At 73.0% G+C, this 20,244-nt stretch carries 17 protein-coding genes; 7 read left to right on the plus strand and 10 right to left on the minus strand.

Annotated features, from left to right (window positions below):
* Positions 1 to 10: 10 nt before the first annotated feature.
* From ABZU25_RS15090 to ABZU25_RS15110, 5 genes are all read right to left on the minus strand, one after another.
* The gene (locus tag ABZU25_RS15090; protein WP_355029907.1) at positions 11 to 1,678 is read right to left on the minus strand and encodes an acyclic terpene utilization AtuA family protein; all 1,668 of its coding nucleotides are present in this window, start codon (positions 1,676 to 1,678) and stop codon (positions 11 to 13) included.
* Positions 1,675 to 2,472: a TIGR03084 family metal-binding protein gene (locus ABZU25_RS15095; RefSeq protein ID WP_355029908.1), complete on the minus strand. Its 798-nt coding sequence runs from the start codon at positions 2,470 to 2,472 to the stop codon at positions 1,675 to 1,677. Before ABZU25_RS15095 ends, ABZU25_RS15090 begins: the two co-directional genes overlap by 4 nt.
* Positions 2,473 to 2,510: 38 nt before the next feature.
* Positions 2,511 to 3,116, minus strand: a complete 606-nt coding sequence (locus ABZU25_RS15100; protein WP_355029909.1) for a TetR/AcrR family transcriptional regulator — start codon at positions 3,114 to 3,116, stop codon at positions 2,511 to 2,513.
* A gap of 536 nt (positions 3,117 to 3,652) precedes the next feature.
* Complete coding sequence (locus ABZU25_RS15105; RefSeq protein ID WP_355029910.1) at positions 3,653 to 4,396, minus strand: metallophosphoesterase family protein; 744 nt, start codon at positions 4,394 to 4,396, stop codon at positions 3,653 to 3,655.
* A gap of 113 nt (positions 4,397 to 4,509) precedes the next feature.
* Entirely contained in the window at positions 4,510 to 5,187 is a 678-nt protein-coding gene (locus ABZU25_RS15110; protein ID WP_110563686.1) for a Crp/Fnr family transcriptional regulator, read from the minus strand.
* Between the two features lie 143 nt (positions 5,188 to 5,330).
* Between ABZU25_RS15110 and ABZU25_RS15115 the strand changes: the two genes are divergently transcribed.
* The 6 genes from ABZU25_RS15115 (at position 5,331) to ABZU25_RS15140 (ending at position 10,660) form a co-directional block, all read left to right on the plus strand.
* Positions 5,331 to 5,993, plus strand: coding sequence for an adenosylcobinamide amidohydrolase (locus ABZU25_RS15115; protein ID WP_355029911.1), 663 nt, complete (start codon positions 5,331 to 5,333; stop codon positions 5,991 to 5,993).
* A gap of 56 nt (positions 5,994 to 6,049) precedes the next feature.
* Positions 6,050 to 7,228 (plus strand): CapA family protein, encoded by a 1,179-nt coding sequence (locus ABZU25_RS15120; protein WP_355029912.1) that lies wholly within the window; start codon positions 6,050 to 6,052, stop codon positions 7,226 to 7,228.
* Between the two features lie 41 nt (positions 7,229 to 7,269).
* Positions 7,270 to 8,058: an endonuclease III gene (gene nth, locus ABZU25_RS15125; protein WP_355029913.1), complete on the plus strand. Its 789-nt coding sequence runs from the start codon at positions 7,270 to 7,272 to the stop codon at positions 8,056 to 8,058.
* Positions 8,055 to 8,729 (plus strand): TlpA disulfide reductase family protein, encoded by a 675-nt coding sequence (locus ABZU25_RS15130; protein WP_355029914.1) that lies wholly within the window; start codon positions 8,055 to 8,057, stop codon positions 8,727 to 8,729. The genes nth and ABZU25_RS15130 overlap by 4 nt, the downstream gene beginning before the upstream one ends.
* The gene (locus ABZU25_RS15135) at positions 8,726 to 9,418 is read left to right on the plus strand and encodes a CoA pyrophosphatase (protein ID WP_355029915.1); all 693 of its coding nucleotides are present in this window, start codon (positions 8,726 to 8,728) and stop codon (positions 9,416 to 9,418) included. The genes ABZU25_RS15130 and ABZU25_RS15135 overlap by 4 nt, the downstream gene beginning before the upstream one ends.
* 63 nt (positions 9,419 to 9,481) lie before the next feature.
* Entirely contained in the window at positions 9,482 to 10,660 is a 1,179-nt protein-coding gene (locus ABZU25_RS15140; protein WP_355029916.1) for a MarP family serine protease, read from the plus strand.
* A 13-nt stretch (positions 10,661 to 10,673) separates the two neighbouring features.
* Here the strand turns inward: ABZU25_RS15140 and ABZU25_RS15145 are convergent, their stop codons facing one another.
* The 4 genes from ABZU25_RS15145 to eccCa all read right to left on the minus strand — a co-directional run bounded on the left by ABZU25_RS15145 (position 10,674) and on the right by eccCa (position 17,653).
* Entirely contained in the window at positions 10,674 to 11,378 is a 705-nt protein-coding gene (locus ABZU25_RS15145; RefSeq protein WP_355029917.1) for a phosphatase PAP2 family protein, read from the minus strand.
* Between the two features lie 37 nt (positions 11,379 to 11,415).
* Positions 11,416 to 12,207 carry a phosphatase PAP2 family protein gene (locus ABZU25_RS15150; RefSeq protein WP_355029918.1) on the minus strand — a complete coding sequence of 264 codons (792 nt, stop codon included), beginning with the start codon at positions 12,205 to 12,207 and terminating at the stop codon, positions 11,416 to 11,418.
* Between the two features lie 53 nt (positions 12,208 to 12,260).
* Entirely contained in the window at positions 12,261 to 13,598 is a 1,338-nt protein-coding gene (mycP, locus tag ABZU25_RS15155) for a type VII secretion-associated serine protease mycosin (protein ID WP_355029919.1), read from the minus strand.
* 74 nt (positions 13,599 to 13,672) lie between these two features.
* Positions 13,673 to 17,653, minus strand: coding sequence for a type VII secretion protein EccCa (gene eccCa, locus ABZU25_RS15160; protein ID WP_355029920.1), 3,981 nt, complete (start codon positions 17,651 to 17,653; stop codon positions 13,673 to 13,675).
* A 100-nt stretch (positions 17,654 to 17,753) separates the two neighbouring features.
* On the opposite strand from eccCa, the gene eccD reads away from it, so the two are divergent.
* Positions 17,754 to 19,157: a type VII secretion integral membrane protein EccD gene (gene eccD / locus ABZU25_RS15165; protein WP_355029921.1), complete on the plus strand. Its 1,404-nt coding sequence runs from the start codon at positions 17,754 to 17,756 to the stop codon at positions 19,155 to 19,157.
* Positions 19,158 to 19,188: 31 nt separating this feature from the next.
* Here eccD and ABZU25_RS15170 read toward each other — a convergent pair whose 3' ends face one another.
* A complete protein-coding gene (locus tag ABZU25_RS15170) occupies positions 19,189 to 19,695 on the minus strand; it encodes an inorganic diphosphatase (protein ID WP_272614018.1) in 507 nt (168 codons plus the stop codon).
* Between the last annotated feature and the right edge of the window lie 549 nt (positions 19,696 to 20,244).

The raw sequence follows: 20,244 nt of genomic DNA on the forward strand, positions 1-20,244 counted from the left end.
CTCGGCGCGGTCATGGCGTCACCTCGGCTGGCAGGTCGACGATCCGGGCGCGCAGCAGCTCACCGAGCGCCTTGGCCTGCGGGTCGAACCGGGTGGACGCGGCCACCCCGGCCCCGAGCAGGCCCTCGATCACGAAGTTGACAGCGCGCAGGTTCGGCAGCTCGTAGCGCCGCACCGACAGCGGCGCGGTCTCCGGCAACAGCACGGCCAGCCGCTCGACTGTCAACCAGGCGCGCAGCCACGCGTACCCGGTCTCGGCTCGTGCCCAGACACCGAGGTTGGCGTCCCCACCCTTGTCCCCTGACCGTGCGCCGACCAACTCGCCGAGCGCCCCACGCCGCGTCGGGCCGCCGCCCGCCGCGTCGCCGCCGCCGGGGACCGTCTCGTCCATGGGGACCGGGGCGGTGCGGATCGGCGGCGCGATCGGCACCCGCTCACCACCGGGCAGCACCGCGACGTGCGCCACCGCGTCCTGCGGCACCGCGTCCGCGGTGAAGACGCCGTACGGTGTCGCGTCGCCCGGCAGGGTGGTCAGTGTGCAGCCCGGGTACGAGGCCAGCGCCAGCTCCACCGCGGCGGCCGAGAAGGCCCGCCCGGCTCGCGCCCTGTCGCCGTCGCGCAGGTGTACGTGCAGCAGGGCGCTGGCGGCCTCGGTGTCGGCGGCGTCCACGTGGTCGGTCCGGGCCAGCGTGAACTCCAGCCCGTCCTTTCCCACGGCCTCCTCGATCTGCCCCCGGACCAGCGTGGCCTTCGCCTCGATGTCGAGTCCGCAGAGGACGAAGGTCATCGAGTTGCGGAAGCCACCGAGGTTGTTGACGCCCACCTTGAGGGTGGTCGGCGGCGGCGTACCCCGGACACCGGACACCCGGACCCGGTCCGGCCCGTCCTGGCGCAACGTCACAGTGTCCAGTCGGGTCACCACGTCCGGCCCCAGGTACGCGGGCCCACCGATCTCGTAGAGCAGCTGTGCGGTGACCGTCTCCACGGTGACCGCGCCACCGGTGCCCGCATGCTTGGTGAGCACCGTCGAGCCATCGGCGTGCACCTCGGCGATCGGGAACCCGGGCCGGTGCCCGCCGTCGGGCAGCTCGGTGAAGAAGCTGAAGTTGCCACCGGTGACCTGTGCGCCGCACTCGACGAGGTGCCCCGCGACAGTCGCCCCGGCCAGCTCGTCGAGGTCGTCCCGGCCCCAGCCGTACCGGGCGATGGCCGGGCCGACGACCAGCGACGCGTCGGTGACCCGGCCGGTGACCACCACGTCCGCTCCGCCGTCGAGGCAGGCTGCGATGCCGAACGCGCCGAGGTAGGCGTTCGCGCTCAACGCGTCCGGCCGCCGGATGGTGTCGCCCTCGACGTACCCCACCTGGGCCGGCAGGCCCAGCCGGACGGCGAGTGCGCTGATGGCGGCGGCCAGGCCGGCCGGGTTCAACCCGCCGGCGTTGGTCACGATCCGCACCCCCCGCTCCAGGGCGGTGCCGAGGCACGTCTCCAGTTGACGCAGGAACGTCTTCGCGTAGCCCAGGTCGGTGTCGCGCAGCCGATCCCGGGCGAGGATCAGCATGGTCAGCTCGGCCAGGTAGTCACCGGTCAGCACGTCCAGCTCTCCGCCGTCGAGCATCTCCTGCCAGGCGGTGAACCGGTCACCGTAGAAGCCGGAGGCGTTGCCGATCCGGATCATGCCGGCGTTCCGTTCCCGCCGGCCGGCTGCCGACCGTCGCCCGGCGGCCCGGCAAACGCCTGCGCCACGTCGAGCCACTGGTCGGCGACCGGCCCGGTGGCGACCAGGGCGAGGTCCGCGCGGTGTCGGCGCTGGGTGACCAGCAGGCAGAAGTCCAGGGCGGGCCCGCTCAGCCGGTCGGCGGCGTCCGCCGGACCCCAGGTCCAGATGTCGCCGCCGGGCCCGACCAGCTCGACCCGGATCGGCGTCGTCGGGATCTCCCGGCCGTGGGCGGCGAACCCGTGCCCGAGGGTACGCACACCGAGGTGCGCGACGTGCCGGAGCCGGTCACTGGCGGGACGGACGACGCCGAGCGCGTCGGCCACGTCCTCGCCGTGCGCCCAGGTCTCCATGATCCGGGCGGTCGCCATCGAGGCGGCCGACATCCGGGTGCCGAACCACTGCAGTTTCTCGCCGGCCGGGACGGCGGCCAGCGCGTCGGCGAGCGCCGCCCGGCCCGCCCGCCAGCGGGCGAGCAGCTCCGCCGGCGGGGCGAGGAACTCCTCGGCGCCGGCGTCCGCCATCCGGGTCGGGTCCGGCGCGGCGGTCACCGTCGCGAAGAACTTCTCGGCATCGGTGGCCGCCAGCAGCGACACGTGGTCGGTCCAGGCGAGGTGGGCGATCTGGTGCCCGATGCTCCAGCCGGGCGCGAGGGTCGGCAGGGCCCAGTCGGCCGCCGGTAACGGCGCCACCAGGCGGTCCAGTTGGGCGGACTCGGCGGCCAGATCCGCGAGCAGGTCGGTGCTGTCGACCATGGGTGCCTCCGGTCGGTCTTGGCCGGCGCGGCCAGCGGTCAGGGGGTGAGCAGGGTGGCGAGTTGGCGCTTCCAGGTGGTCAGCAGGGCAGCGCGGCGGGCGGAGTCGTCGCTGAGCAGGTTGGCCACCCCGAGCCCGCGCAGCAGGTCGAGGGTGGCCTGCACCGCCTCGCGGACGCCGGGTCGACGCTCGTCGACGCCCAGCAGGGCAACGGTGAGGCGGTGCATCTCCCGACCGACCGTCGCCTCCAGCGGCACCAGGGCGTCGCGGAGTTCCCGATCGGTACGGGCGGCGACCCAGAGTTCGAGAGCGGCCACGAACAGCGGCCCGGTGAACGCAACGCCGAGCAGGTCGATCACCCGGTCCAGCCGCTGCGGGCCGGCCGGCAACGCCTCGGCCTCGGTGCGTAACTCGACGGCCCGCCGCTCGGCGAGATGGGCCACGGCGGCCGTAACCAGTGCCGCCTTCGTCGGGTAGTGGTGCAGTTGGGCACCGCGCGAGACACCGGCCCGCGCGGCGACGACGGTGGTCGTGGTGCCCGACCAACCGTGCTCGATCAGGCAGTCGACGGTCGCCTCCAGCAGCCGGGCCTGCGTGGCGCGGCTGCGCTCCTGCTGAGGGACGCGCGTCGATGCGGTGGACACGGGAACAGCCTGCGGCCTCCGAAACAAACAGTCAAGACTGACTTTTTACGGCTCGCGGTGGGGACGGGATTGACCGGCGCTGGTGCCAAGCAGTTGCTGTAGAGCTGCCCCGCCAGTGGGGCAGGCGGGACTGGCCTGTCCGGCCGACGCACGTGGCAGCGCCCGGGCGTCGGACCGAGGTAATGGGACCGGCGTGCTGGACGGCAACCCCGGTGTCGCCGGCGTGCGCGTCGACGAACGCCGACATCACCGGGGCCGGACCGGGTGGCTGGACACAGGCCCCGCCGCAGGTGGCACGAACCGCAGGCGGTCAAGTCGAGCGCCGCTTTCGGCCGCGATGGTGGATGACACAGCGACGGTGTCGGGCCGCTGGGGGATCCGACGGTAGCCGGACCAGGATAGCCCCAGATCTGGGGCAGCTCTACAGGCAGCAAGCATGACCCTTCCCTGAGCCCGACCGTTCGCTTCGGCCCCGACCCGCAGCCCCGCTGAGCCGAGCTGGGCCCGGTGGCGAGGACGGGTCGATACCTGCCGCCTCAGCGGCCGTCGCGGGGGCCGAAGACGGCCAGCGCGGTGGCGTCGCTGTGCGCGGAGCGCAGGTACTCGTCGGCCCAGGCGGCGGTGTCGGGAAAGGTCGACTCCGCCGACACCCGGGAACACGCCGCGTCCACGTCGAAGACCGTGCGGCGCAGGTGGACGCCCGGCCCGAGCAGCGCCCACCACGCGCCCGCACCGCCGTACGGCATGCCGATGCTGCCCGGATTGATCACCAGGCGTCGGTCGACCAGCCGGGTGAAGGGCATGTGGGTGTGCCCGCAGACCACCGTCGAGATCTCGGCCGGCAGGTCGGCGAACACCTCCGCCCAACGCTCCATCCGGGAGTCGACGAGCACGACCTCCTCGTCGTCGCGCGGAGTGGCGTGACAGAACAGCGTGGGCCCGAGGCCGTCGATCTCGAACGTCGCCGTCGCCGGAAGCGCCGCGAGACGAGCCACCTGGTCGTCGCGGAGCTGCCCGGCGGCCCAGTTCGACACCTCGATCGACGCGGGCTTTCCGGCCCGCGCCTCGACCAGCTCCCGGTCGGCGTTGCCGCCGACCCAGCACACCCGATCCGCCAGGCCGGCGAGCACGTCCAGCACCTCGACCGGTTGCGGACCGGCCGCGATGTCGCCGGTCAGCACGATCAGATCAGCGGTGGAGACGTCCGGTTCGGCCAGCACGGCCTCCAGCGCGGGCAGTACGCCATGGATGTCAGACAGCACAGCAACCCGGTTCACCATGGCCCCACCCTCACCGCTGGCGCTGCGCCGGGTCCAGGAAATCTGCGCCAGGCAGACACGAACGTCCCCGCCTGCCGTCGGTGACGGAAGGCGGGGACGGGGTGCTGCCGCAGTCAGACGCGGGCGCGACGAGCCAGGCGCTCCGGGTCCAGGATGATGATGCTCTTGCCGTCCAGCCGCAGCCAGCCGCGCGAGGCGAAGTCAGCCAGCGCCTTGTTCACCGTTTCCCGGGAGGCGCCGACGAGCTGGGCGATCTCCTCCTGGGTGAGGTCGTGCGTCACCCGCAGGACGCCACCGTCGCGGGTGCCGAATCGGCCAGCCATCTGGAGCAGGTTCTTCGCGACCCGACCCGGCACGTCCGTGAAGATCAGGTCGGCGAGCGAGTCGTTCGTCCGTCGCAGTCGTCGGGCGAGCACCCGAAGCAGCTGCTCGGCGATCTCCGGGCGGTTGGCCAGCCAGGGCCGCAGCGCCTGCTTACGCAGTCGTACGAGCCGGGTGTCCGTTACCGCGGTGGCGGTCGCCGTACGCGGACCAGGGTCGAAGAGCGACAGCTCACCGACCATGTCCGACGGCCCCATCACCGCGATCAGGTTCTGCCGGCCGTCCGCCGCGCGGCGACCAACCTTGATCTTCCCGGACAGCAGGATATAGAGACTGTCACCGGGCTCGCCCTCATTGAAGACGATCTCGCCCTTGCGGACCTCGATCGTCTCCATCTCCTTGGCAAGCGCCTCGGCAGCTTCCGGGTCGACACCCTGGAAGATCCCGCTGCGGGCCAGTACCTCGTCCATCGCGCACCTCCGCTTACGCGTGCCGTCCGTCGGCCGGGTCCGCCGTCCGCTGATCCCCTCGCGCGCCGCCAAGTCTAGGCGCACATGAGCTTGAATCTGAGGTCGGCCCTGGAATCTTGATCGTTGGGCGTAACCTGCCCGACGTGCTGAGCGAGCCAACTCTGACCAGTCGCCCCGAGGACGGGTGGGATATTCCGCTGCTCGTCTGGCACGCCGACGGACCCCTGCGAGCAGTCAGCAGCGGCCCACTGGGCGGTGGAATCGGCGTCCGACGCTGGGTGCTGAACGCGACAGTGCCGATGTCGTACGACCGGGACGACCCCGCCGCCCACCTGGCCGCGCTCGCCGCCGACCTCGCCCTCGACGGACCCGGCGTTGGTCTGCTGACCGGCGTCGACGTGGCCGAGGTGGTGGCGCGGACCGACACCGGGGTGCGGGCCTGGGCGACTGTCGGACTCGGCACGCCGCTGCTCGCAGCCGCGCCGGCTCCGGCCGGGCTCGTCCAGCGGGTCGGCACCGTCAACATCGTGGTGTACGTGCCGGCCCGACTCGCCGACTCGGCACTTGTCAACGCGGTGGCCACGGCGACCGAGGCAAAGACCCAGGCGATCACCGACCTGGGATTGCCGGGGACCGGCACCCCTACCGACGCGGTCACCGTGCTCTGCCCGGTGGACGGGCCGGAGGCCGCGTACGGGGGGCCGCGCTCCACCTGGGGCGCCCCGCTCGCCCGAGCGGTGCACGCCGCGGTGCTCGCCGGGGGTGCTCGGGCAGTCGTGCCCTGGTCAGAGCAGCTTCCCGGCTGAACTTCCAACCGATCGGCTGTCGTCGGCGCGTTTACGGCCCGGTAGGGTCGCGAGCGATGTATTCTCCCGCCCCTCTCGCGTCCCGCCCGCGTCGCCGCGTCGCCCTCGGCCTCGCCGCGCTGCTGGCCACCCTGCTCGTCGCCGGCTGCGGCGACCCCGGCGGCGAGGCCCCCGTCTGGCAGCCCGGCGCCGGCGGCGGCGGCACCGGAGCGCCGGTGAGCACGGCTGGCCCGGAGGCCACCGGGCCGGCAGCCTCCGCTGCGGGCGGCGCGATCTCGCTCTCCGCCACCGGCGACATCATCATGGGCAACGCGCCGAGCCGGCTGCCCGCCGCTGGCGGCAAGGGGTTCTTCACCTCGGTCACCGAAGCGCTCAAGGCCGACCTGGTGATGGGCAATCTGGAAGAGCCGCTGACCGTGGACACCGGCACCGGCAAGTGCGGCGCCAACTCCACCCGCTGCTACCAGTTCCGGGCCCCACCGGAGTACGCCGCACACCTGCGCGACGCCGGCTTCGACGTGCTCAACCAGGCCAACAACCATGGCTACGACTACGGGCCGAAGGGCTACGAGAACACCCAGCAGGCGCTGGAGAAGTACGACCTGGAGCACACCGGTGCGCCGGACCAGATCACCGTGGTCGACGTCAAGGGCGTCAAGGTCGCGGTCGCCGGCTTCTCGTCGTACGTCTGGTCCAACAGCCTGATCGACATCGCCAAGGCGAAGACCGTGGTCGCCAAGGCCGCCACCATGGCCGACCTGGTCGTGGTGCAGGTGCACATGGGCGCCGAGGGTGCCGCTCAGACCCGGGTCAAGCCGGGCACCGAGATGTTCCTGGGCGAGAATCGGGGCGACCCGGTCAAGTTCTCGCACGCCATGATCGACGCGGGTGCCGATCTGATCGTCGGGCACGGGCCGCACGTGCTGCGCGGCATGGAGTTCTACCAGGGCCGGCTGATCGCGTACAGCCTGGGCAACTTCGCCGGCGGGGGCAACTCGCTGAAGAACGAGGGCCGCCTCGGCTGGGGCGGGGTGCTGAAGGTGTCGCTGAAGCCGGACGGCAGTTGGGCCGGTGGCTCGTTCACCTCGACGTACATGAACGACGCCGGTAAGCCGACGATGGACCCGAACGACCGGGGCCTGGGCCTGATCGGCGACCTGAGCCGGAGCGACTTCCCGAAGAGTGGCGCCCGGTTCGACGGGCCGGGCAAGATCTCCCCGCCAGCGGGCGGCTGACCCGAGGAGGAACGTCCGGGGCGCGACGTAGGCTGACCGTCGTGACAAGTAGTCCCCCCGGTGCCAGCGAGACCGACCTCGGGCGCAAACGCCGTGCCCGCAAGATCGGCCGGGTGCTGGCCGAGACGCATCCCGACGCGCACTGCGAACTCGACCACTCCAGCGCCCTGGAGTTGTCCGTCGCCACGATCCTCTCCGCGCAGTGCACGGACAAGAAGGTCAACGAGGTCACCCCGAAGCTCTTCGCCCGCTACCCGGACGCCGCCGCGTACGCCGGGGCCGACCGTGGCGAGATGGAGGAGCTGATCCGGCCGACCGGCTTCTACCGAAACAAGACCGACTCGTTGATCAAGCTCGGCCAGGCTCTTCTCGACCGGTACGACGGCAGCGTCCCCGGCCGGCTCGCCGACCTGGTGACGCTGCCCGGGATCGGCCGTAAGACCGCCAACGTGATCCTCGGCAACGCCTTCGACGTACCCGGCATCACCGTCGACACGCACTTCCAACGGCTTGTGCACCGCTGGCAGCTGACCAGCGAGACCGACCCGGTCAAGATCGAGCACGCGATCGGCGCGCTGTACCCGAAGCGCGACTGGACCATGCTGTCGCACCGGATCATCTTCCACGGGCGACGGGTCTGCCACGCCCGCAAGCCCGCCTGCGGCGCGTGCACGCTCGCGAAGCTCTGCCCCTCGTACGGCATCGGCCCGATCGAGCCGACAGCCGCCGCGAAGCTGCTCAAGGGCCCTCGGGCGCGCGACCTCGCGGTGGCCGCCGGCGTCGATCCGGAGTTGGTGCCCGCGCAGGCGGTCGCCGCGGAGGTGCCGTGAACCGCCGCCTCGCACCGGTGATCCTGCCGCTGCTGCTGACCCTCGCCGGCTGCACCAGCGGCGCTGCCGACGGCGACCCGACCCCCCGTCCGGCCGCAGCTGAGCGACCATCGCCGTTCCGGGACTGCTCCACGCTGAGCACATCGCCCACCGCTGCGTCGCCTGGTGCCGCCACGCCGGCCCCCGGGTCGTCCGGCGCGACGGCTCCCGCCACCGGCGCCGCCACGACGGCCCCCGCCGCTGGCGGTCAGGCGCTGCCGGAGTTGACGCTCGCCTGCTTCACCGGCGGCGCGCCCGTCGCCCTTCGGGACGTGGCCGGGCCGGTGGTGATCAACGTGTGGGCCTCCTGGTGCCCGCCGTGCCAGAAGGAGCTGCCCGCCTTCCAACGCCTCAGCGAGCGGACCGCCGGTCAGCTCCAGGTGCTCGGAGTCAACAGCCGGGACAGCCGCAGTGCGGCCCAGTCCATCGGTGAGGACTTCGGCATCCGGTTCCCGATCCTGGTCGACCAGGGTGAGGCCCTGCAACGCGAGCTGAAGCGCAATTTCTTCCCCATGACCATCTTCGTCGACGACGACGGTCGGGTCCGGCACGTCGACGCCAGCGGTGCGCTCGACGATGCCCAACTCGCCGAGCTGGTCCGCAAGCACCTCGGCCTGACGGTGCCCGCGTGACCCGTCGACCCCCCGAATGGATCGAGCCGCTGCTGACCCGGCTCGGCACCGCCCGCGCCGAGGACTTCACCCGGCTGACCACTCCGGCCGAGGGCGGTCGGGAGAGCGCCGTGCTGGTGCTGCTCGGCGAGCAGCCCGGCGTCGGCCCCGACGTGCTGGTCCTGCAACGCGCCGCCACCCTGCGTACCCACGCCGGCCAGCCGGCCTTTCCCGGGGGTGCGGCCGACCCGGAGGACGCCGACGTCCGGGCCACCGCGCTGCGCGAGGCGAACGAGGAGGTCGGCCTCGACCCGACAAGCGTGACAGTGCTGGCCGAGCTGCCGAAACTGTGGATCCCGGTCAGCGACTTCGTTGTCACACCGGTGCTGGCCTGGTGGCACGACCCCCACCCGGTGCACCCCCGGGAGCCGGCCGAGGTGGCGCACGTGGCCCGCCTGCCGGTGAGCGAGCTGGTCGACCCGGCCAACCGGCTGCGGGTGCGCCACCCGAGCGGCTGGATCGGCCCGGCGTTCTCGGCACGCGGGATGCTCGTCTGGGGCTTCACCGCCGGGGTGCTGGCCACCCTCCTGGAGATGGGCGGCTGGGCCCGTCCGTGGCCGCACGGTCGGGTGGTGGAGCTGCCGCCGAGCGGAGCGACCCCAGCCCCGTCGGCGGGCACCGACGACGCCGACGAGAGTGCCCTGCGCTGACCGCACGTTCACTTTCCGCAAGCGATGGTCATCTGGCGGGCACACTGCCCGTACGCTTGACCCGTGTCCGTCGTGGATCTGGTGCTGCTCCTGCTCATGCTTCTGTTCGCGATCAGCGGATACCGCCAGGGCTTCGCCATCGGCGTCCTGTCGCTCGCCGGGTTCTTCCTGGGCCTACTGCTGGGCCTCCAGCTCGGGCCGCTGTTCGCCAGGCAGTTCGTGGATCCCGTCGCCCGGGTGCTGATCTCGCTGGTGGCGATCTTCGGGCTGGCGGTGATCGGGCAGGCGCTCGTCGGCTGGCTCGGCTCACGCCTGCGTAAGACGATCACCAGTGAGGTGGGCAGGCGGGCCGACGACATCGGCGGAGCCGCCGTCTCGCTGCTCGCGGTGCTCCTGTTCGCCTGGCTGATCGCCGTGCCGGTCGGCTCGTCTGAGGTGCCCTGGATCGCCGCCGCGGTGCGCAACAGCGCGCTGATCACGGTGGTGAACCGGGTCCTGCCGAACAAGGCGCAGGATTTCACCACGGCGTTGCAGGACACCCTCGGCACCGACGGGTTCCGGGACCCCTTCGGCGGCCTCGCGCCCACCCGGGTCCGGCAGGTTGAGCCGCCCGACCCGGCACTGGCCGGCTCGCAGGTGGTGGTCAACGGTCAGCGGTCGGTCGTCAAGGTGCTCGGCTCCGCACCCAGCTGCGCACGCCGGATCGAGGGTTCCGGGTTCGTGTACGCCGACGACCGGGTGATGACAAACGCGCACGTCGTCGCCGGGACCCGCTCGGTCGCCGTGGAGCTGGGCGGCGAGCGGTACGACGGCAAGGTGGTGGTCTACGACCCGGACCGGGACCTGGCCGTGCTACTCGTGCCCGGGTTGCCCGGTCCGTCCCTGCGGTTCACCGCCGGCAACGCGGGCAGCGGCTCCGACGCGGTCGTGCTCGGCTTCCCGCTCGACGGCCCCTACAACGCGCAGTCGGCGCGGATCCGCGACGTCGACCGGATCAAAGGACCGGACATCTACTCCGACGGCGACGTCACCCGGGAGATCTACACGATCCGGGCGCTGGTCCGCAGCGGCAACTCCGGCGGCCCGCTGCTCTCCGCCAACGGCCTGGTGCTCGGCGTGATCTTCGCGGCGGCCGCCGACGACCCGAACACCGGCTTCGCGGTGACCGCGGCCGAGGCCCGCCCGGTGGCGCTGGCCGGTGCCGAACGTAACAGGCAGGTCGGCACCGGCGAGTGCACCTGAACGCCGCGCGGGGTCAGCTGGGGGCCGGCGCGGGTCGTCGCGCGCTCGGCAGCTTCGCCCGCCCCCACCGCAGCCCGCGGTCCAGCACCGCCCGAGCCATGATCGCGACGCAGGTGCCGCCGTTGAGGAAGGACGCCAACACGTCGCTCGGGTGGTGCATCCCCCGATACATCCGGGTCAACGCCACCCCCAGCGGCACCATCAGCAGCAGCGTCCACCAGGCGACCTTCGCCCCGGTGCTGCGTACCCGCAGTGCCATCAGCACGGCGATGCCGACGTAGAGCGCCACAGCCGCCGAGGTGTGCCCGGACGGGAAGCTCGACGTGGGCGGCGAGACGTCCATGTGCTCCACCGCCGGGCGCTGCCGATCGATCGCCAGCGTGGTCAGCAGGAACACCAGCGCCTGGGCGATCACCGCCGCGCACAGGAACAGCGGTTCCCGCCAGCGCTTCAGCCAGAGTCGCAGGGCCAACGCCACCAGCACGGTGACCACGACGATCATCTGGGTGCTGGCCAGCGTGCTGAACACCAGCGAGACGTCGTTCCAGCCGCCGGTGCGGTCGCCGGCGAGTTCCCGGTTCACCGCGTCCTCGACGGTGAACGGCCAGGTCCGCGCGAAGACCCGGGTGACAAGCACCCCGAGCAGCACCATGACGCCGAGTAGGAGGGACACCGGCAGCAGCACCCGCCGGATGATCTGAAGCGCGGTTTCGGACATGGACCGCCCAATACCCTGTCGACATCGTCGGCACGCCTCAGGCCGCTCCGGGCCGCCGCTCGACCTCGGGAGCGACACCGTCGCGGGCCGGCTGGACCGGCGGAAGGCCGTTGTTTGCACGCCAACTGGTGAACGCGGCGGTGGTCGCCGCGACCACCGCCACCGCGAGCAGCCAGCCGCCCAGCACATCGCTTGTGAAGTGCACGCCGAGCGCCACCCGGCTCAACCCGGTCACCACGGTGAGCAGCAGCGCGGCGACCCAGAGCGCGACCCGCGCCACTCCCCGGCCAACGTAGGGCAGAAACACCAGCAGCAGCACCCCGGCGGTCAGTGTGGCGTTCAGCGCGTGACCGGAGGGGAACGAATAGCCGGCGGCCCGCGCCACCGGGTCCAGCAACTCCGGCCGGTCCCGGCCGACGAGCAGCTTCAGCAGCGGGCCGAACAGTCCACCCACCACCATGGTGGTGATCGCCCAGAGGGCCAGCCGGCGGGCTCCCCGGCGCAGCAGCCAGATCACCACGAGCACTGTGACGGCCCGCAGCGGCATCGGCGCGAACACCTCGCTCCAGATCCGCATCAGCACCACCCAGGCCGGGTGGTGGACGGCGTAACCGTGCAGCGCCTCGGTGACCGCCGTGTCCAGCCGGTGCAGCGGTGCCCAGGCCCCGAGCACCAGCAACGCGAGCAGCGCGAAAGGCACAAGCACCAGGAACGCCGCCGTCGCGGCCAGGGTCAGCCGCAGCCCCAGTGAGTGGTCCGGGTCGAGTCGGCGGTGCCGCCAGGACGGGTGCCGGGTGGTGCCGAGGGTACGTGGGCTGGGCGCGCTCATGCGAACGGTTCTACCCGACCATTCGGCCGGTCAGGCCTGACGGTGGACCTCGATCATCGGGACCGCTGGCGGAGTCGGCGCACCAACAGGGTGGCACCGCCGGCCAGGGCGACGAGAAGCATGAACCCGGTCCACAGTTGTTCCGGCGCCGAGGTGTCCTGGCCACCTGCCGCCCGGGCCGTCCACCGGCTCTGCTGATGGGGAGCGGCGAGACCGAGCGGATCGCCGCCGGCGCCGGCCACCGAGTCGTCCGACGAGCCGGGCGCCGGGCCGAAACCGGTCACCCCCGGCGACGTCTGATCGTCAAGCGGGTTGGCGGTCACCGGTGGCACCTGGGCGGTCAACGCGGCCACCGGGTCCACCATCCCGTACCCGAAGCGGTCGTCCCGCCCGGTCGGACCGATGTCCCGGGCGGTGACCAGCAGGCGGTTGACCACCTCTCCAGCGGACATCTGTGGATAACGGGACCGGACCAGCGCGGCGGTGGCCGCCACCAGTGGCGCGGCGAAGCTGGTGCCCTGCACCCGCCAGTACCCGTTCGGGGATTTGGCGCCGACCAGCCCGGTGGCGGGAGCGCTGAGCACCGTCGCCCGGCCGGTGATCGACCCGGACCACAGGTCTTCGCTGTTGCGCTCCAGGCCGGCGACCGCGATCACCCCCGGCTCACGGGCCGGATACCACACCTTCGCGCTGCTGGAGGTGGCCAGGTTGCCGGTGCAGGCGACCACGACCACGTCCCGGACGAACGCGTAGTCCAAGGCCGCCGCCAGGGCGGGGCTGTCGCCGCTGCCGCCCAACGACAGGTTGATCACGCGGGCGCCGTGGTCGACCGCCCAGCGGACCCCCTGGGCCACGATCAGCGCGTCGTCGTAGCGGTTGTCCTCGTCGAGCACCCGGACCGGCAGGATCCGCGCGTCCGGCGCGAGGCCGACGACGCCCCGCTTGTCGTCCTTGCGTCCGGCGATCAGGCCGGCGACCGTCGTGCCGTGCCCCACCGGATCCGGGCCCGCGCCCCCGCCGGGGCCGACCAGGTCCTGACCGGGCAGCACCTGGCCGACCAGGTCCGGATGGCTCCCGTCGACTCCGGAGTCCACCACCGCGACGGTCACGCCCCGGCCGGTCGAACTGCGCCAGGCCGTCTCGGCCTGCAACTCGTCGAGCTGCCACTGCTCGTCGCGGACCTGATCAGTGCGAGCGACGGTGTCGCCGGGGGCGAACATCGTCGGTCCGCCGGCCAGTTGCCCGCCACGGCTGGGCGCGGCGACGGGCACGGCCGCCGCGGTCGGCGCGACGACGGCGAGCGCTGCGGCCACACCGAGCAGCGCCCGGACGGTCGCCCGTCGGGCCGCCGACGGACCGCTGTGCCGCACCCCTGTCACATCCCCAGCCATTCATCCCGACGGAACCATGACGATCGGAGATTACCGGTTTCCCCACCCGTCACGGGAAGAACCGGCGAGTCAGGTCACTGTGGCGGCAGTTGGGCGAGCTGAACGAGGCGTACGCCCTCCCGCCGGGTGACCAACCGACCACGCCCCGGCGGCAGCGGTCCCGGCCGCACCGGCCCGACGAGCGCACCCTCCTCCGGGCTGCCCGCCATCACCAGACCGGCGGTGGACAGCTCCCGCAGCCGCTGCACGATCGACTCGAACTGGGCCCGGCCCGCGCCACCGGACCGGCGCGCCAGCACCAGGTGCAATCCGACGTCCCGGGCGTGCGGCAGGTGCTCCTCCAGCGCCCGCAGCGGGTTGGCCGGCCCGGCCGCCACCAGGTCGTAGTCGTCGACAAGCACGAACAGCTCCGGCCCGGACCACCAGGATCGGTCCCGCAGTTGTTGCGGGGTGACCTCCGGCCCGGGGGCCCGCCGCTCCAGGTAACCGGCGGCCGACTCGACCAGGTCGGCGGTGTGCGCCGCGGCGGTGCCGTACCCGATCAGGTGCGGCGTCTCGATGGCGCCGAGCAGGCTGCGCCGGTAGTCGACAAGGATCACCCGGGCCTGCTCGGGGGTGAACCGGGTGATGATCGACGTGGCCAGCGCGCGCAGGAACGACGACTTGCCGCACTCCGAGTCCCCGAAGACCACGAAGTGTGGCTCGGTGGCGAAGTCGAGCAGCACCGGGCGCAGGTCCGCCTCCGCGATCCCGATCGGCAGCCGCAACCCGGTCGCCGCGGCGAGGTCCAGATCGGCGTACGGCAGCACCGGCGGGAGCAGCCGCACCCGGGGCGCCGGCGGGCCACCCCAACTGCCGGCGACCCGTTTGACCAGATCGGCGGTGTCCCCGTTGCTGGCGAGTTGGGGCAGCGCGGTGAGGAAGTGCAGGCCCTCCGCTGTCACGCCCCGACCGGCGCGCTCCGGCACGTTGGCGGCGGCACGGCGGGCCACCAGCGAGTCGGACGGGTCACCGAGGCGCAACTCCAGCCGGGAGCCGAACAGGTCCCGGATCGCCGGCCGGAAGTCCAGCCAGCGCAGCGCGGTGGCGACCACGTGCAGCCCGTACGACAGGCCCCGGGTGGCCAGGTCGGTGACCAGCGGTTCCAGGTCGTCGTACTCGCCCCGGACCGTACTCCAACCGTCGATCACCAGGAACACGTCACCGAACGGGTCAGCGCCCGGCTGGCCGCTCGTACCCGCCGCGCTCCGCCGCTGCCGGTAACCGGCCATCGACTCCACGCCCAGCTCCGCGAAGCGGCGTTCCCGATCGGCCAGCAGGGTGCTCATCTCGCCGACGGTGCGCCGGACGGCGGTCGGGTCGGCCCGACCGGTCACCCCGCCCACGTGCGGAAGGTCGCGCAGCGCGGCCAGCCCGCCGCCACCGAAGTCGAGACAGTAGACCTGCACCTCGACCGGGGTGTGGGTGAGCGCCAACGCGCAGATCAGCGTGCGTAGCGCTGTGGACTTGCCGCTCTGCGGCGCACCGACCACCGCGACGTGCCCGGCGGCCCCGTCCAGCGTCAGCCAGAGCAGGTCTCGGCGCTGCTCCAACGGCTTGTCCACGACGGCCAGTGGCACTCCGAGCGCGCCGTGCAGCTCCGGGTTGCCCACGCTGAGCCCGCGCCTCGGGTCCACCTCGACCGGGCCGAGCAGCTCGTCCACTGCCGGTGGCGGACCGAGCGGCGGGAGCCAGACCTGGTGCGCCGGCGGGCCCTGCCCGACGAGCCGGTCCACCAGCAGGTCGAGCAGTGTCTCCCGGCCCTCTTCCTCCGCCACGGCGGGCACGGCCGGGGTTGCCGGCTCGGGCACCGGCACGACGTGCGTGGTGAAGGTGAGCAGCCGGGCGCCCCCCTCGGCGGGGGCGCCGGACGGCACCGGCCGACGCCGGACGGCGCCGGAGACGTACGCGGCCTTGAACCGGGCCAGGGGGTCGGTGCCGGCGCGCAGGTAGCCGTGACCCGGCGAGCGGGGTAGCTCGTGGGCGTCGGCCACCCCGAGCACGGTGCGGGATTCCAGCGCGGAGAAGGTGCGCAACCCGATCCGGTAGGAGAGATGGGTGTCCAGCCCGCGGAGCCGCCCCTCCTCCAGTCGCTGGCTGGCGAGCAGCAGGTGCACGCCGAGCGACCGACCCAGCCGGCCGATCTGCACGAACAGGTCGATGAAGTCGGGCTTGGCGGAGAGCAGCTCGGAGAACTCGTCGCAGATCAACAGCAGCGACGGCAGCGGGGCCAGTGGGCTGCCGGCCAGCCGGGCCCGCTCGTAGTCGCGCACGCTGGCGAAGTTGCCGGCGCGGCGCAGCAGCTCCTGGCGGCGGACGAGCTCCCCGTTGATCGCATCGACCATCCGGTCGACAAGGGGCAACGCGTCGGCCAGGTTCGTGATCACTGCGGCGGTGTGCGGCAGCCGGTCGAACGAGGCGAAGGTGGCGCCGCCTTTGAAGTCGACGAGCACGAAGTTGAGCTGCTCGGAGCTGTGCGTGGCGGCGAGCCCCAGGACCAGCGTGCGGAGCAGCTCGGACTTGCCGGAGCCGGTCGCTCCGATCAGCAGACCGTGCGGGCCCATCCCGTCCTGGGCGGACTCCTTCAGGTCCAGCTCGATGGCACCGCCGTCCACGCCGACCCCGATCGGCACCCGCAGCCGCTCGCGCGCCGAGCGCGGCAACCAGCCCTGCTCAGCCGTGAAGCTTTCCGGGTCGCCGAGCCCGAGCAGCTCGGGAAGGCCCAGGTCGGCCTGGAGTGGGGCGTCCGGCCCGCGGGCCGCGCCGGCGAGCCGCAGCGGCGCCAACCGTCGGGCCACCGCCTCGGCGTCGGCGAGGTCGAGCTGGTCGGCGGTGCCCACCTCGGCGTGCCCGTCGGACGACCACGAGTGCAGCCGTCGGCCGTGCAACTCCAGCAGCAGGGCGTACCGGTCGAGCAGCCGGGGCGGCGGGGTGTCCAGGTCCAGCACGGTGACCGCGTCGATGCCGCCGTCACCGGTCAGGTCACTGGCACCGGTCAGGTCGCCGCCATCGAGGACCACCACCACGTGCGGGCCGTCGGTGGCCGGGCCGGCCGGGCTGAACCGCGACCGGCTGGCCAGCACGTCGGCGAGCAGCCGTTCCAGGTCGGCGGCGGAGCTGGTGACCAGCCGTACCGGGCCGAGCGCGTCGGTGCGGCCGGGATGGTGGGCGTGCGGGAGCCACTTCACCCACTCCCAGCAGGTCCTGCGTTCGGGCCCGGCGCAGACCGCGACGAGCAGCTCGTCGGGGGCGTGGAAGACCGCGAGTTGGGTCAGCACCGCCCGGACCAGCGCCTGCGCCGCGGGGTCGCCGGTCGGCGACCCACCGGGGGCCGGGGTGCCGCCCCGGGTCGGGCCGGCGGGCCGGACGTGCACCCGGGCGAAGCTGCGCAGCGACAGTGCCACCGGCAGGTCCGGCACCACGGAGTACGCGTCCAGAAAGCGGCGCAGCGCGCCCGCGGTCATCGGCTCCAGCTCCTCCAGCGGCCGGGTGACCGGTGGGACGAGCGGGGTGGCCAGGGTCTGTGGACCGACGGCGACCCGCACCACCGCGAAGTCCGGGTCGGCGGGGCGTCGTTCCCAGACCCGGTGACTGTCCACCGTCGACCACAGCCCGCCCGGGTCCGGGTGCCGGTAGTAGAGCCCGGCCCGCTGCTGTCCCGCGGTCCGGCGGACCCGCCGCCGCAGCGTGGCCAGGTGGCGCAGGTACTCCCTGCGGGCGGCCATCATCTCGGACTTCTTCGGCGTGCCCGAGGCACTGCCCCAGGAGGTCACAAGCATCGCCAACGAGGAGAGCCCGAACATCCCACCCACCACGTACGAGTAGGCGCCACCGCCCCGGCCGAACATCATCGCCATCGCCACGGTGCCACCGAGCATGGGCAGCAGCATGAGCATCTGCTGCCACCGCCCGCCGGCCACCACCGGGATCTCCGGGGGCGCCTCGACCGGCAGTTCGCCGGCGGGGATCTCCGGCGCCGGTCGACGCGGCGGGCGCTTGATGACCACTGTCGACACTCGGCCTCCTGACAGCGCTGGGTAACCCGAGCCGGACTCATAGTAGGTAAAGTCCTGTCGTCCGCGCAGCCTCCGATCCCCTCGATATGGAGACCAGTCGATGACTACCGGTCTGGCCCGCGTCACGATCAGCGCGCCGCGACGACGGGTGGACGTCGCCCTGCCGGAGCAGGTGCCCCTGGCCGAGCTGCTGCCCGACGTGCTCCGACACGCCGGCGTCGGGCTGGCCGACGACGGCGAGCAGCACGGCGGCTGGGTTCTGCGCCGCACCGACGGCGCGCTGCTGACGACCGCTCAGGCGCTGCTGCCACAGGGGGTCCGCGACGGTGAGGTGCTGCACCTCGTGCCGGCCCGCGCGCACTGGCCCGAGCTGGAGTACGACGACGTGGTCGAGGCGATCGCCGACGGTGCCCGCCGCCGCGGCGGCGCCTGGTCGCCCACCGCCACCCGGGCCGCCGGTCTGGCCGGTGCGGCCGTGCCGCTCACCGTCGGGCTGCTCGCCCTGCTCGTCGGCGGCCCGACGTACCGGGCTGGCTGGCTGGCGGCCGCCGTGGTGGCGCTGCTGCTCACCGTGGCCGGCACGGTGGCCTCCCGCGCCAACGGTGACGGCACCGCCGGGGCGACACTGGGTGGCTACGCGCTGCCGTACGCGTTCACCGCCGGCGCCCTCGCGGTCGGCTCCGGCGACCCGGTCGGGCCGTTCGGGCCGGTCCGCTGGGTGGGCGCACCCGAACTGCTGGCCGGCTCGGTGGCGCTGTCGCTGGTGGCACTGATCGGCCTGCTCGGGGTGGCCAGCCGACTACGGGTCTTCGTGGCCGGTGTCACGGTCGGCCTGATCGGCGTCGGTGCGGCGCTCGGTGGGCTGCTGCTGACCCCGGCCGGCACGGCGGCGGTGCTGCTCAGCGCACTGGTCTTCGCCGTCGGCGTGATCCCGCTGCTGGCCATCCGGCTGGGCAAGCTGCCCCTGCCGCCGATCACCCTGCCGACCTCGGCTCCCACCGAAGGGCCGGAGCGGGCCCGGGATCTGCCGGACCGGAGCCGCGTACACGCCGCGGTGACCCGCACCGAGGAGGTGCTCACCGGGATGTTGATCGGGCACGCCCTGCTGGCGGTGGCCGCCGCTGTCGTACTCGGGGTTGCCGGCGCGACGGCCGGTCGGGTGCTGCTGGCGGTCACCTCGGCGGTGCTGCTGCTGCGGTCGCGGCTGTTCGTGGCGTTGCGGCACCGGGTTCCGACGGTGCTGGCCGGGCTGGCCGGCTACGCCGTGCTGGGCGCGGTGCTGGTCGGCCGGGCCGACGACGTCGGGCGGTTGGTGCTGGTCCTGGGCGGTGCGGCGCTGGCCCTGGTGGCCGCAGCCAGCGGCACCGGGTACGCCAGCCGGCCGGTCTCGCCGTACCTCGGCAGGGTCGCGGACCTCACCGACACGGCCCTGGCGGTCGCCGTGGTGCCGATCGCCTGCGCGGTGCTCGACCTGTACGACCGAGCCCGAGGGCTGCTCGGTTGAGCGACCCTCGGGCCCGGTGCGTCAGCGGTCGTCAGTGGGCGGATTCGCCGCGCGCCTCGGCGTCCCTGGCCCGCTGGTAGGAGTTGTGGATCTCGGCCTCGGCCTCGGTGCGGCCGACCCAGGTCGCGCCCTCCACCGACTTGCCGGGCTCCAGGTCCTTGTACACCTCGAAGAAGTGCTGGATCTCCAGCCGGTCGAACTCGCCGAGGTGGTGGATGTCGCGCAGGTGCTCCTGGCGAGGATCCTCGTAGGGCACGCAGAGGACCTTGTCGTCCCCGCCCTTCTCGTCGGTCATCCGGAACATGCCGATGGTGCGGCAGCGGATCAGGCAGCCCGGGAAGGTCGGCTCGGGGACCAGCACCAGCGCGTCCAGCGGGTCGCCGTCCTCGCCCAGAGTGCCCTCGATGAACCCGTAGTCGGCCGGGTACTGGGTGGAGGTGAAGAGGGTGCGGTCCAGCCGGATCCGGCCGGTCTTGTGGTCCACCTCGTACTTGTTCCGGTGACCTTTGGGGATCTCAACCGTCACGTCGAAATCCATCTGCACGCTCCCTCGTCTGCCCACGCTGGCTAACGGAACCACTGGCGGCCCCTCCGGACAGGTGAATGCCCACCCGCCGACTCCGGCCGCCGCATAGTCTTCGGACCGAAGTAGTGTCACCCAAGCCGATTTTCGCTGGGGGAGGAGGGGGTCGTGGGGAGGGAAGATTCACACTACCGCCCGGACGGGGGCTCCGCGCACGGTACCGGACGATCCGGCTCCGGTGGCGCCACGGGCCGGGTCCCGGTGCCTGAGGCCCACCTGCCGCGGGCTCCGGAGCCAGGGACCCCGGCACCCGAGACACCCCCGCCACTGCCTTGGCGTCCGCCGGCCGGCTCGACCTCGACCAGCCCGAACAACGGCCGCTTCCCGGCGGTCGGCGGTGATCGGCCGACGAGCGGCCCGCCGCGCGGTAGCGCGTCGGTTCCGGTGAGCCCGGCCCCGCCCGGCCCGACCTCGGGCGGCCCGCCGCGCGGTAGCGCGTCGGTCCCGGTGAGCCCGGTGGGAACAGGGTCGGGGTGGGAGAGAGGGGTGGTGTAGAGGGGGGGA

It is taken from the genome of Micromonospora sp. NPDC005215 (assembly GCF_040607915.1).
In the GTDB taxonomy this organism is placed as follows: Bacteria; Actinomycetota; Actinomycetes; order Mycobacteriales; family Micromonosporaceae; genus Micromonospora.

Coding starts and splice junctions, on each gene's coding strand:
- ABZU25_RS15090 (WP_355029907.1), bottom strand. CDS start 1,678: ATGATCCGGATCGGCAACGCCTCCGGCTTCTACGGTGACCGGTTCACC.
- ABZU25_RS15095 (WP_355029908.1), bottom strand. CDS start 2,472: ATGGTCGACAGCACCGACCTGCTCGCGGATCTGGCCGCCGAGTCCGCC.
- ABZU25_RS15105 (WP_355029910.1), bottom strand. CDS start 4,396: ATGGTGAACCGGGTTGCTGTGCTGTCTGACATCCATGGCGTACTGCCC.
- ABZU25_RS15110 (WP_110563686.1), bottom strand. CDS start 5,187: ATGGACGAGGTACTGGCCCGCAGCGGGATCTTCCAGGGTGTCGACCCG.
- ABZU25_RS15120 (WP_355029912.1), top strand. CDS start 6,050: ATGTATTCTCCCGCCCCTCTCGCGTCCCGCCCGCGTCGCCGCGTCGCC.
- ABZU25_RS15145 (WP_355029917.1), bottom strand. CDS start 11,378: ATGTCCGAAACCGCGCTTCAGATCATCCGGCGGGTGCTGCTGCCGGTG.
- ABZU25_RS15150 (WP_355029918.1), bottom strand. CDS start 12,207: ATGAGCGCGCCCAGCCCACGTACCCTCGGCACCACCCGGCACCCGTCC.
- mycP (WP_355029919.1), bottom strand. CDS start 13,598: ATGGCTGGGGATGTGACAGGGGTGCGGCACAGCGGTCCGTCGGCGGCC.
- eccD (WP_355029921.1), top strand. CDS start 17,754: ATGACTACCGGTCTGGCCCGCGTCACGATCAGCGCGCCGCGACGACGG.
- ABZU25_RS15170 (WP_272614018.1), bottom strand. CDS start 19,695: ATGGATTTCGACGTGACGGTTGAGATCCCCAAAGGTCACCGGAACAAG.